Source organism: Actinosynnema sp. CS-041913, assembly GCF_050942485.1.
In the GTDB taxonomy this organism is placed as follows: Bacteria; Actinomycetota; Actinomycetes; order Mycobacteriales; family Pseudonocardiaceae; genus Actinosynnema.
Genome location: NZ_CP192037.1, coordinates 1,442,490 through 1,455,176, shown reverse-complemented (window position 1 = coordinate 1,455,176; position 12,687 = coordinate 1,442,490). Strand labels below are relative to the sequence as shown.

Annotated in this window: 9 protein-coding genes and 1 pseudogene; 6 read left to right on the top strand and 4 right to left on the bottom strand. The window is 66.3% G+C overall.

Annotation, left to right across the window (positions count from 1 at the left end; genetic code table 11):
- Nucleotides 1–69: 69 nt before the first annotated feature.
- The 3 genes and pseudogenes from ACQPZF_RS07155 to ACQPZF_RS07145 all read right to left on the bottom strand — a co-directional run bounded on the left by ACQPZF_RS07155 (nt 70) and on the right by ACQPZF_RS07145 (nt 4,714).
- Complete coding sequence (locus tag ACQPZF_RS07155; RefSeq protein WP_433269503.1) at nt 70–369, bottom strand: hypothetical protein; 300 nt, start codon at nt 367–369, stop codon at nt 70–72.
- A 1,948-nt stretch (nt 370–2,317) separates the two neighbouring features.
- Entirely contained in the window at nt 2,318–3,175 is an 858-nt protein-coding gene (locus ACQPZF_RS07150; protein ID WP_433269501.1) for a serine/threonine-protein kinase, read from the bottom strand.
- Nucleotides 3,176–4,052: 877 nt separating this feature from the next.
- Nucleotides 4,053–4,714 (bottom strand): annotated as a pseudogene (locus ACQPZF_RS07145) (SRPBCC family protein).
- A gap of 277 nt (nt 4,715–4,991) precedes the next feature.
- On the opposite strand from ACQPZF_RS07145, the gene ACQPZF_RS07140 reads away from it, so the two are divergent.
- From ACQPZF_RS07140 to ACQPZF_RS07130, 3 genes are all read left to right on the top strand, one after another.
- Nucleotides 4,992–6,593, top strand: a complete 1,602-nt coding sequence (locus ACQPZF_RS07140) for an ABC-F family ATP-binding cassette domain-containing protein (protein ID WP_433269499.1) — start codon at nt 4,992–4,994, stop codon at nt 6,591–6,593.
- 164 nt (nt 6,594–6,757) lie between these two features.
- Nucleotides 6,758–7,156, top strand: coding sequence for a VOC family protein (locus ACQPZF_RS07135; protein WP_433269497.1), 399 nt, complete (start codon nt 6,758–6,760; stop codon nt 7,154–7,156).
- Nucleotides 7,157–7,160: 4 nt separating this feature from the next.
- Entirely contained in the window at nt 7,161–7,724 is a 564-nt protein-coding gene (locus ACQPZF_RS07130; protein WP_433269495.1) for a PadR family transcriptional regulator, read from the top strand.
- A gap of 6 nt (nt 7,725–7,730) precedes the next feature.
- On the opposite strand, the gene ACQPZF_RS07125 is transcribed toward ACQPZF_RS07130, so the two are convergent.
- Nucleotides 7,731–8,900, bottom strand: a complete 1,170-nt coding sequence (locus tag ACQPZF_RS07125) for an FAD-dependent oxidoreductase (protein ID WP_433269493.1) — start codon at nt 8,898–8,900, stop codon at nt 7,731–7,733.
- A 475-nt stretch (nt 8,901–9,375) separates the two neighbouring features.
- Here ACQPZF_RS07125 and ACQPZF_RS07120 point away from each other — a divergent pair, with 475 nt between their 5' ends.
- The 3 genes from ACQPZF_RS07120 (at nt 9,376) to ACQPZF_RS07110 (ending at nt 12,606) form a co-directional block, all read left to right on the top strand.
- The gene (locus ACQPZF_RS07120) at nt 9,376–9,510 is read left to right on the top strand and encodes a lariocidin/triculamin family lasso peptide core domain (RefSeq protein WP_433269491.1); all 135 of its coding nucleotides are present in this window, start codon (nt 9,376–9,378) and stop codon (nt 9,508–9,510) included.
- A gap of 27 nt (nt 9,511–9,537) precedes the next feature.
- The gene (locus tag ACQPZF_RS07115; RefSeq protein WP_433269489.1) at nt 9,538–10,794 is read left to right on the top strand and encodes an asparagine synthase-related protein; all 1,257 of its coding nucleotides are present in this window, start codon (nt 9,538–9,540) and stop codon (nt 10,792–10,794) included.
- Nucleotides 10,795–11,037: 243 nt separating this feature from the next.
- A complete protein-coding gene (locus ACQPZF_RS07110; protein ID WP_433269487.1) occupies nt 11,038–12,606 on the top strand; it encodes a proprotein convertase P-domain-containing protein in 1,569 nt (522 codons plus the stop codon).
- Nucleotides 12,607–12,687 lie beyond the last annotated feature (81 nt).

Here is a 12,687-nt window from a genome sequence, read left to right as displayed (position 1 = left end):
CCACCGCCGCTTCGATGAGAACCGCCCGAACGGGTGGAAGTCGTTCAAGTTTTCGCAAATGCTATACGACTACAGATGAAATAGACTAGAGTGCTCTTCGTGACAGCGACCGTACGCCACCGGAGTGTTCCATCGCAGCGGGTAGACAGTGGGTTCATACGAGAAGCGGATATGCTTGCACCCCTGCGAGATGCGCGCGGCGATGTGATCGCAGAGTTCGTGCGGACGAGGCATGATGCGGCATGGACCACTCTGTTCGAGCTCTCCGTTGTCCCATATGGTATCGCCGACGTCGTCCACATTGCTATCGACCAGCAGGTCGTTGAGAAGCGTCGATCTCTTGGCGCCGGCGCTATAACCGATCATCATGAGCTAGCGATATTCATGATTTTACAGGGTTCGAGACTTGAAGGTTACCGGGCACGCGAGATAGCGAACCGCGCAGGCATGAGTGTAGAAGGGCTGCGCAGAGGCCCTCTAGCACGCCTAACTAGCGCTGGTCATATCGAACGGCTATCAGGGCATCTCTATCGCCCGACTTGGCGATACCAAACCGCCATATGTGCACTGGTTGCTATTGAGGTGAAAAGGACAGATTGGCGACGAGCAGCCCAGCAAGCACTTCGTTACACGACTTTTGCGGATCGAACTTACCTCGCGCTTGAGTCGACAACCGCACAGCGGGCCCTGCAACATCCTGAACTAATCACGTCGACGAGAGCCGGATTAATCGAAGTAGATCCATCGAGCTTGCGTGTTACGAAAATTCGGAACGCACCTCCCCCAGGTGACCGACTGCGTAAATTCGAAAGACTTCGAGCCGCCGAGGCCGCGTTCCTTCTTGTCAACTCAGGACGGGTCTCAGGGCCGGTTTTGCCGGTATTTGGCCAGACTCATACCACGTCCACCGGAAGTGACCCCAGATTTCCCGCTTAACCAAGATTATATCAATGCTTTCTGCCAAATCGGCAAATGCACCGGTCGGGATTCCGGACTATAGAGCACCCTCTTGGAGGTAGTAGCGGCGAAGTCTATAGCGTCCTGTACTACCGATAGAACATGGGCGGCAGGATCTTGGGCAGTGTGACTCGCCCTACATACGTCACCGGCAAGTCGCGCAAGCACAGATACGTGATGCCGAGCTTGAATTGATTTCCATGGCGTTCCGGGATTACTGTTCGAACAGTAGACGCAAGAACACATGACGTGTTCCGGGAGCGCTCGTAACTGTTGGTGTTCCGTTTGAAGGATCGTATGAAGAAGTTGCGCCTCTAGATACCTTGGCTTGGCTTGCGCAGCTGGACCGGACGGACGTTGCTGAGAAAAAGCGCGGTCACCGCTACTCACGCCAGTACCAAAACCTGCAGCGCCCCATCCCAGCGTCAACCATCCAGTCAAGTCGCTTTCAGGAAGAAATATCTTCACTCCTTCACTCTTCGCCGTTTGACAAAGCTCACGGTATCCCTCCAACAGTTCAGGGTCCAACGGATGTCCGTGGGTATTTCCGAGCATAGACCACAGTACTCGCACGTAGAATGTGCTGTACTCTGATTCAACAATCCGTTGCAGAAGTTTGTCTCGTAACGGTTCTTGCGCTAACCAGTTTCGCGCAAGCGTGAGGTTTACTGCCATATCTTCGTCTGAATTTAGGGCTTGAGCGACGTAATCCGCATGAGAAAACGCCATGTCGAGTTCCGCCGCAGGATCTACGGAAGACATCCACCGACCAGGAGATAGAATTATGTTGGCACCGGCTGCACGTTGAGCTTCGACAAGTGACTGAACCCATCCAGCGACGTCTTGTGGCGACGTACCGGGTACGTGCCGTTGGAAGTCCCACCTCCGATATTTGGGTGATAAGACACGGCGACCCGGCACCTGATCAAAGGAAACGAAAGCCATCGGGTCAGCAATTCGGATAGCCGCTGCGTCGCAACCATCGAGGTATCGGCTACCGTCTGCGGGGCCCAACCGTGTCAACGCAGCCACGGAACCGAGCACAACGCTTCTCCCTTGAGCGCGCTTAACCGCACGAAGCAATGGGGCAACCCATGCACTGTTACTGTTCGGACGATGCACCATCAGAACCGGTTCATCGCCTCTAGTACTGTATGCCGAGTTCTCTATAGGATGTTCAGCCTCTTGTCCATTGACCTCTCGCCCGTCCAGCGTCGCGATTAGGTCTTCTTCGTCTAGATCGGCCAGATCACTCCACGGATCCGCGTCGTCTACTACTTCTTCTCCCGACGAATCAAGTTCGCCAGACATCGACGACTGCGCCCACCAAGGTAAGTTAGACTCGGTCACGATTACCCTTTCACGCGACTTCGATCAAATTTTCCAGAAGACGAGAAGGAACACTTCGTCGATACGGCTTATATGAAGTCAACTTCTCAAGTACGTGGGTTAGCGCATCGGGCGTGGATGAAGGGAAGCTTATTCTTAGATTTTGTTGACGCAACACCAACTGCTCAGCAGCATGTTCTATGTCATCAAAGTTGTCGTCAGAGGCGATATAAGGATGCACACCTGTCAACGCCTCGATTACTACGATGCCTACCGCGTACAAGTCGGCAGCCAATCGTGCCTTTTCTCCACGAAGTTGCTCGGGAGCCATGTAAGGAAGGGTCCCAATGAAACCAGGATAACGAGTCATCGTTGAAGCATCCAAAGGGCGGGCCAATCCCAGGTCGAGAATGACAGGTGAATCGAATAGGCCGCTGCGAAGAGCAATGTTATGGGGTTTGATGTCCCGGTGTACCACTTCCGATTGGTGCAGCGCATGAACACCTTCGAGCAGTCCGCGCAGTAACGCCACGACCTCCCTGCGATCCGGTCGTCGGCCTATCTTGATAAAATAAGCCAGGTCGCCGCCATGTACGTACTCAAACTGCAGGACGGGCCGGGACTTTCCGTCGACCTTGAGCTCATACCGACGATGTAACCGTACGACTCGTGAACTCGACACACGCAGTAGACCTGCGACCTCGCGCGCAAGGCGCTGCGTTGAGTAATCGTCCTTAAAAATTATCTTGCACGCGGTTTCATTGCCACCCTTATCGCGGACCCACCATGTTTCACCGAACGCACCTGTTCCGAGATGCCTAACGTCTTCCTGGCCTACTTCAAAAGCCTGGGCAACCTGGTCGATCCCGTACCGTCGATAGGCTTCCATTCAAACCCTTCCTGGTCCACGGTGACAGAATGTGATACCTCCATCCAACGCGCACGGGCCCCACTTAGACTCGCATTACGCCAAGTTCGTAGGTACCATCCGCTGACGGTGCAAGCAAGCCGCTAACTCGTATGGCGTAATGTAGCGGCTGTTCCATCACCTGCAGCGCTCACACCTCAAGGCAGCAGGACCGCAGTCATATCGACCGAGCGCCTAGGTTCACCTCCTCCCACGGTCATCGCGATATGGAGTCGGTACGTTTCACACCAACTGAGGAGAGGAGACAGCTCCTTCACGCCACACGGCCTACCAGTCCCTGCGGTAGACCGAGGCTGCGCATCGCCCAACTGCTCATAGATACAGGTCGACGGTCTGGGGTACCAGCCTGGATAGCGGTGATGCGGCTGCTCAGCCGCACCGCGAGGAAGCGAAGTGCACGTTTGTTACGGACCTGATGTTGGCAGCGCTGTCCGACACATCTCCCTCGGTCTCGCTGAACCTCCTGACCTGCGCGTACTTACCCACTGAGCCGCCTGGTGCCAACTTCCGCAGCGTTCGATTCGGCGGAGACAAGCCATAAGCGCCTGCAGTGGCGCGGCATGGGCCTACTGCCATGTTTGGGCAATACAGAGGTCCCGACCTGGTGTCTCTTGGGTCCGCAGGAAGCGATGTAGAGGGGTCCTGTCCGTGGAGCCATGCGTAGAGCCAACCGTACGACCACAGTGACCGTGGAGGCACATGTGAGCGGTGACTAGATAGAAAACGAGCAGGTAGCACTAGGTGCGTTCGAAGTCACACGGACTTCTAATCCCGAGGTCGCAGGTTCGAATCCTGCCGGGGGCACTCGACTTGAACGGCCCTGACCTGCGGTAACAGGTCAGGGGGAGGGCAGAGTTCGCCGAGGTCGGTCGCAACGGTCTGCTTCGGCGGCGGTTTTGAGGTCTTTGAGCCAGGTCTCGAGGCCCATGTCGGAGTTGTCGTCGGCTTGGGGTCCGGTGTGGGTCTCTTCGGTGCGGACGAGGACGCCGCCGGGGACCTTGGTGAAGGTCCAGACGTGGATGCCGTCGATGTGGAACCCGGGGCCGTCGGCGGGGCCGGTCCAGCGGATGCACTTGCCGTGCTGGAGTTGGCGCACGGTAGAGGTGATGACCACCGTGCCGGGGGGACTGGGCGGGGTAGGTGGATGGTCGCCTGGAACCTTGAGTACTTGCGCAGTGGGCCCGGGTCCAGGCGCTTGATGGTCATGGGGGCGGCGGGTTTCTGCCAGTCCGGCCAGTTTTCGACGTCCGTGTGCAGGTCCCAGATGGTGCGCAGCGGCGCGTGGATGAGGATTTCGGTGCGGTGGCGGGCCTTGGCGGTCGGGTCGACGCCTTTGCCTTGGCAGGTCGGGGAGGCCCGACCGGTGCCGTGGTCGGGGGTGGCGGCGTGGGCGGGGGTGCCGAAAACGCCGGCGAGGGCCAGTGGGACCGCCGGCAGGACAGTGCGTGCGCCGGTTCGGCGACGAGGGGTCCGCGGGGTGGTCGGGCGGGGCTCGGGCATGGGCCTTCTCCTCCGTTTTGCCGGCTGATGCGGCGGGGTGGCTGTCAGGGCTGAGCTTCCCGTGGCAGCGGGAGTGGCCGCGTCGGTAGGAACTACGTAGTTCAGGCCGCTGTGTTGGCCGCCGAGAATCCGGGTGACCCAACGAGTCGGCTGGGCTACCGTGGGGAACGTGATGCAGCACCTGTTCTTCCTCTGAGGGACGACGCCTCCACCGGTACCGCGGGCCGCGGCACCGGACTTCGTCCTTCTTGCGCATCACCTCGTTGGAGGCAGTTCCTTGTCGTCTCATCTTTCGCTCGCCCCTGCGCGGGCGGCGCACGTCCGCATGTCCGGCGTCCACCTCTCCTTCGGCGGACGGCCCGTGCTCGCCGGCGTCGATCTCGTCGCCGCCGCCGGTGACCGGGTCGCCGTGGTCGGCGAGAACGGCCGTGGCAAGACCACCCTGCTCCGGGTGCTCGCCGGGGACCTGCCCGTCGACCTCGGCGAAGTGCGCCGCGCGGGTTCGGTCGGTGTCGCCGACCAGCAGATCCCGCTCGGCGCCGCGGATACCGTCGGCGCGCTGATCGACCTCGAACTGGCCGTCGTGCGCGGTGCGCTGACCCGGTTGGAGCGGGCTACCGACGCGCTCGCCGACGGCCTGCCCGACGCGGGCGACGCCTACGCCGCCGCGCTCGCGGACGCCGAGGCGTTGGACGCGTGGGACGCCGACCGGCGGGTCGAGGTGTCGCTGGCCGCGTTGAACGCCGTCGGCGACCGCGCCCGTCCGCTCGGCACCCTTTCGGTCGGGCAGCGCCACCGGGTGCGGCTGGCGTGCCTGCTCGGCGCCGGGCACCAGGTGCTGCTGCTCGACGAGCCGACCAACCACCTCGACGCCGCCGGGCTCGACCACCTCACCGAGCGGCTGCGCGCCCACCCCGGCGTGGTCGTGCTGGTCAGCCACGACCGGGCGCTGCTCGCCGACGTGGCCACCTCGGTGATCGACCTCGACCCGTCCAGCGACGGCCGGCCGCGGGTGTACGGCGGGGGCTACGCCGCCTACGTCGAGGCCCGTCGGGCCGAGCGTGCCCGGTGGGAAGCACTGCACGCCGAGCAGGTCGCCGAGCGGCAGCGGCTGGCCGACGACCTGTCCGCGGCGCAGAACCGGTTGCGGGATAGCTGGCGGCCCGGCAAGGGGCACGGCAGGCACACCCGCGCCACCCGCGCGCCCGGCCTGGTCCGGGCCGTGCACCGGCGGCAGGAGGAACTGGACGCGCACGTGGTGGCGGTCCCGTCGCCGCCGACCCGGTTCGCCATGCCCGAGCTGCCCGAGCACCGCGGCGCGACCCTGCTGCGGGCGGACGGCGTGACGGTGGCCGCCAGGCTCGCCCGCCCGGTCGACCTGGCGCTGGACTCCGGGGACCGGCTGGTGGTCACCGGGCCCAACGGCGCGGGCAAGTCGACGCTGCTGACGGTGCTGGCGGGCGACCTTGAGCCGGACACGGGCACGGTCAGCCGTGCCAGGTCGGTGCGGGTCGGGCGGTTGGGCCAGGAGTCCGAGCCTCCGGGTCCGCGCACGGCGGTGGAGCTCTACGACGAACAGGTCGCCCGATCGGGTCTCTCCGTGCCGGGCCTCGGCGAGTTGGGCCTCCTGGACCCCTACGACACCCACCGGCCGGTGGCCGAGCTGTCGGTCGGCGCCCGAAGGCGGCTGGACCTGGCCCTGGTGCTGGCGGGCCTCCCGCACGTGCTGCTGCTGGACGAGCCGACCAACCACCTGTCGGCCGCGCTCGTCGACGAGCTGACCGCCGCGCTCGGGTCCACCCCGGCCGCGGTCGTGATCGCCACGCACGACCGGCAACTGCTGCGGGACACCCGGTCCTGGCCACGGCTCGCGCTCTGAGCCGGCGACCGGGATGGGGACGCCACCGGCGTCGCGGAGTCAGCGGGTGGCCTCGGCGGCGACCTTGAGGTGGTCGAGACCACTAACCAAATTTGGCTAGCCAGCACCCGCCCGGAGCGGTACGCTCGCCCGGTAGCCAAATTTGGTTAGTCAAGGAGGCAGTGATGTCGTCGGTAACGCCCTACGTGATGGTGGACAGCGCGGAGACCTACGGTGATTTCCTCAAGAGCGTCTTCGAAGCCGAGGTGTCCAACGTGCTCCGGTTGCCCTCGGATCCCGACCGGGTGATGCACGCGGAGGCCCGGATCGGGACCGGGGTGGTGTTCTTCGCCGACTCGGGCGCCCATGGCGAGCGGTGCCTCACCTCACCTTCCGAACCGGTGCACGTCCAGCTCTGGAGCACCGTGCCGGACGCCGACGCGGTGCACGCGCGGGCGGTCGCCGCCGGCGCCACGTCCGCCCAGGAGGTCATCGCCCAGGAGGACGGCAGCCGGATGGGGTGCTTCGTCGACCCGTTCGGCACGCTGTGGTGGGTGAGCACCACCCAGCCGAACGTCGCCTGAGCGCATGTCGGCGGTTCGACTGCTGGTGCTCGGCGCGGTGCTGCGGCGCGGGCGGGCACACGGCTACCAGGTGCGGGCCGACCTGGAGGCCTGGGGCGCGCACGAGTGGTCCAGCGCCACCTCGGGCTCGGTGTACCACGCGCTCAAGGCCATGGCCGGACAAGGCCTGCTGCTCGTGCACGAGACCACCCCGAGCGAGGCGGGCGGGCCGCCGCGCATGGAGTACGAGCTGACCGGCGAAGGCCGGCAGACGTACCTCACGATGCTCCGCAAGGGGCTGTCGAGCCGCGATCCGCGGCTCGACCTGCTCGCCGCCGCGGTGGGGCTGATCGAGGACCTCCCCCGGGCCGAGGCGCTCGACCTGCTGCGGCGGCGTGCCCAGGCGATGGACCAGTGGCGCGCGAGCATCGTCGAACAGGTGCCACCGGACACCGACCTGGACACCTGGGGTCCGGTCGGTGACGTCATCGGGCTGTGGCTGCACACCGCACAGAGCCGTGCGGAGTGGACCCACCGCCTCATCCGACGGCTGGAGGAGGGCGCGTACCGCATGGCCGACGAAGGCTAGGTCGATCTAGCTTCGGCTGCGCGCCGCGGGGACGCCCGCGGCGCGCAGGGCCGCCTGTGCCGCGTCGACGGCGCTGTTCATGGAGATCTCGCCGCGCATTCCCGGCGCCGCGACCATGTCGCCCGCCAGGAACACGTCGCCTCCGCGCACGATCGCGGGACGGTCGCGCCAGGTCTGCCCCGGCAGGTCGAGGGCGCCGCTGCGCCCGCGCGCGACGGCGTTGCGCTGCCAGGTGGTGCGCTCCCGCCAGCCGGGGACGGCGAGGTCGGCGAGCTGTTCGACCCTGGCCGTCGCGTCGGCTCGCGATTCCCCGGACCGGATCGGCATGTCCAACTGGAACAGGGACTGGCCCGCCGGCGCCAAGGACGGGTCCTGCATCGTGTAGCACTCGTGGAAGCCGCCCTGGTCGGCGTCGAACACGATGAAGAAGTCGCCGCGCTTGCGGTGCACCGCGAGGTCCAGCATGACGCAGTTGCCGCTCTCCCACGCCAGGGTGGCGTCGCCGAGCAGGGCGCGGGCACTGGCCAGTTCGGTGGCCACGATCGTGGGCGCCGACGGGATCTCCGTGATCCGCGAGTTCAGCTCGATGCGCACGCCCAGCTCTCGGGCCCGCCGCGCCATCCGGGCGAACACCGTGGGCCAGCCACCGACCACGTACCGGACGGCGGGCGGAGCGGGGGCGAAGACGCGGTGCAGCAATTCCCAGACGAACGCCGCGGACAGCCGGCCGGTGTCGGCGTCGAACGTGACGACGGCGATCGCGTTGGCCGCCGCCTTCGCCGCCTCCTCGCCGTAGCGCTCGGCCGCCCAGCTCGCGAAGTCCCGGTCCACGGGCGCGGAACGACGCCGGTCGCGGATCATGCGCAGCAGACCGGGGAAGGGACGACGACGCAGCTTCCCTTCGTACCTGAAGCCCGCCACCAGTGCCGCCCGCGCCGGGATCCGGGCGAGGTCGCCGATCAGGTCGCGCTCGGCCAGCCACTTCCAGTGCGGACCGTCGGCGTAGAAGACGTGGGCGCCCTCGTGCGCCACGTACGGTGGCGGAGTCGTCCGGCCCCGGCCGCCGAGGGTGGAATGTGCCTCGTGCAGCGTGACCGCCGCGCCCGCCTCCGCACAGGCGATGCTCGCCGTCAGCCCGGCCAGTCCGCCACCGATCACAACGATCTCTCGTGCCACTTCGGTCTCCGTACTCATGTCGACAACGCGTGCATCAACGAGACGAGACAGTGCCGCGAGGTGTGACAGACGGCTGCGGTGGGCCGTTCGGCGAGGTGGCCCGGCAGGCGGATCGGGACGACAGACGTGAACGAATGCGCAATACCGGTCCCGCGCGGTGACCGGCTGGACATCACTCGGGCGGGTTCATCACAATGTTGTGGATGACCTGTACGCCCGATGACATCGTCGGAACGACAGCGTCCCCAGGGCGGTCTTTTTTATTGCTTGCCGTCCAGCAAGCCGGAGGATCTACGACAAAGTCCGCCGATCTGAAATATTTTTATTTTCCAATCATCTGTTCGGGTCGACCTCCCCTGTTGTCCCCCGGCGGACTGAATGCCGCTGACCAGGCCATACCCGGGTGTTACCTTTCGACTCGCAGTGCCCTGCCGATAAGCGCAGGGTCGGCGAATCATCGGGGAAGGTGAACACAATGGCCAAGAAGTCGAAGCCGGGCGACGGAGTTCGCGGAAAAGGCGTCAAGGGTGGCCGGGGCATGTACGACCCGAGCGAAGACATGCATTCCTTCATGTCGGCACTGAAGAGCCTGCGGCAGCGAAAGCGCTGATTTTCCGTGGATTCGCCGAGCACACAGGTGTCCCGTAGCCGACTGGCGCTCTGGCTGGCTCCTCCGGCGGTCTACGGGGAATTCGGGCCGGTCAGCCCGGTGGTGGGAGGGCCGAGCCTGGTCGACTACCCGCCGTGGCCCTCGCCCGACCACCGGCGGCACGATCTCCGCACGGAGTTCGCGGCCTGTGTTCGGCGGATCGCGGGGGACCGCGAGGGAGTCGGCGTCGCCCTGTCCGGGGGCCTCGACTCCCTGGCGGTCCTGGTCACTCTGCACCGGCTGGTCGGGCGGGAGCGGAAGATCGTCGCGCTGGTGACCGAGCTGGTGGACGACACCGGCAGGTCGAACGTCCCGGTCGTCCTCCGCCTGGTCGCGGGGCTCGGGCTGACCTGCGAGCTGAAGGTGTTCGACCGCGACCGGCTGCCCCGCGGCCCCGTGGCGTGGTCCGCCCGCGGGCCCCGGCTGGAGGCCGTCCCCACCGCCAACCAGGTCATCGCCGAGGAAGCCGAGGCGGCCGGCGCGTCCGTCGTCCTCACCGGCTACGGCGCGGACGAGGTGCTGGGTTCGGTCCGGTTCCTGGCCGCCGAACTGGCGTTGCGCGGCATGCTCGGACGCGCCCGCGGCTACGCGCGGGACAGCGTGTTCGCGAGCCGGAAAGCGCTGTCCTTCGAAGCGATGGCCGCCGGAGCGCGGATGTTGCCCCGCAAGCTCCGGGCCGAGACCTACTTCGCGGCCGGCTGCGCCGCTCTCTGCGGCGCGCGGCCCTCGACCGCGCTCAGCGGCCCCTACCGCGACCTCGTGTCCGACTGGACGCGGAGCTGGGTGGACAACGTCCTGAGGCTGCACGCGGAACACCACCGGAGCTGGGCCACCATGGAGGCGTGGGAACGGCTCTTCCCCATCCATCCCATGCACTCCCCTGGACCGGTGCCCGTCGTCGACACGTTCCTCGACCGCGAGTTCCTGGAGGCGGCCTGCCGGCTGCCGCTCGAACGACGCCACGACGCCGGCTACCCCCACGCCTACTGGCGGGAGAAGGCCCAGGTGCTGAGGCTGCTGCCCACCGCGGCGCTGCCCCTGCTGCCCCGGCGCAAGCAGGTCTTCCACACCGAACTCACCTCCCTGTCCGCCGAACGGCTCGACGCGCCCTGCCTGGAAGAGGCGGGCATCCTCCGCCGAGCCGCACTGGCCCGCGAGGACGACATCCTCGTCCGCGACCGGATCCGCGCCGTCGAGAGCTGGTTGGGCGAAGCCCTCAGCCGCGACTGCGTGCTGGTGGACTGACGGCCTCAGGCCGGTGAGCGGCGACGCGCGCCGAGGCTTCGGCGCGGTTCCGTGATGGATTCAGGACCCGCCCGCCCACCGGCGTGGCCGACACCGGTTCGGGAAGCCGGTGACATCGGTGTCCCCGATAGCTGGAGTCCCAGTGGCTGATCGTGCGACCGTACGTGTCCGGCCCGGCTTCCACCCGAAGCCGGGTCGGGCACCGCCGCCTACCCGGAAACGACCTTTCCAAGGAGGTGCGCCATGTCCATCCGGTCACGAATCCTGCCAATGGTGGCCGCACTGGCGATGGCAACACCCGCACTCACCATCCCCTCGGCGCAAGCCGAACCGCCACAGCCGACCTCGAACCCGAGAGTCACCGTGGCGGGCGAGCAGAAGACCAGCGGCGCGACCCTGCGCTACGCGCCCACCGGCCGTTCCTGGCAGGTGGTGCTCCACGAGCCCGGCTCCACCTACGTCAAGGTGCACTTCGCGTCGCTCAAGCTGGCGCCCGGCGACCGCGTGACGGTGGCCGACCCGACCGGACGTGAAGTCCACACCTATCACGGCAACCCGACCACGACCGCGTTCCCCGGCGACTCCGCGCACACCGTGCACGGCAGGCCGGGCTTCGCCGCGATGTCCGTCGACGGCGACACCGCCGTGGTCACCCTGCACGCCGTGAAGGAACGCCCGAACGCCGCAGCCCTGACCCGGCAGGGTTTCGGCGTCCGCATCGACACCTACTTCCGGGGCTTCACCGAGCCCGAACTGGCCGCCGCCAACCCGGCGCCGCTCAGCGTCTGCGGCACGGACGCCCGCCGCGACGTGGTCTGCTACCAGACCAGCCACCCCACCGAGTACGCGCGGTCCGGCGCGGTCGCGCGCCAGCTACTCAACGGCGTCGGCCACTGCACGGCGTGGCGGGTCGGCAACACCAACCGGATGATCACCAACTACCACTGCATGGAGAGCGCGGCCGACCTGCGGGCCAGCGAGTTCCAGTTCGACTACCAGTGCGCCACCTGCGGCGGCTCGAACCCGCGCCCCGGCACCAAGGTCAGCGGCCTGGAGCTGATCAAGTCCAGCCCGCTGAGCGCGCTGGACTACGCGCTGTTCTCGGTGAACAACTTCGCGTCCATCCAGTCCTACGGCACGCTGTACCTGGACGTGCGCGAACCCGTCCTCGGCGAGCGCATCTACATCGCCGGCCACGGCGACACCAGGCCGAAGCGCTTCTCCCTGTACGAGGAGAGCGACGGCGGCGCGTACTGCAAGATCGACGTGAGGGCGTCCGGCGTGAACACCGGCTACCGCTGCGACAGCTCGGGCGGCAACTCCGGGTCACCGGTGCTGGCCGGCTCGTCGCACAAGGTGATCGCCCTGCACCACCTCGGCGGGTGCCCCAACTGGGGAACCCGGATCAGCCTGGTGAACGCGGAGATCGCGAGCCTGATCGACAACAACGACGGCGGTGGCCCGGCGCCGGGCAAGCGGTTCGAGAACGCCGCCGACTTCCCGGTGAACGACCTGGCCACCGTGGAGTCCCCGATCACCGTGGCGGAAGTGGCGGGCAACGCCCCGTCGGCGCTGCGCGTCGAGGTCGACATCCGGCACACGTACCGGGGCGACGTGCGCCTGCACCTGGTCGGCCCGAACGGCACGACCTACCTGCTGAAGGAGACGTCCAACGACTCCGGTGACGACATCAAGGCCACGTACACGGTCGACGCCGCCGCCCAGGCCGCGAACGGCGTCTGGAAGCTGCGCGTGCACGACGCCTACCAGTCCGACACCGGGACGTTGAACTCCTGGGCCATCCAGTTCTGAGCCCGGGACAACGCTGATCGGTCCGACAGCCGGTACCGCACCGCCCCCGGTGCGGTACCGGCCCGGCGTGCCAGTCCTCGG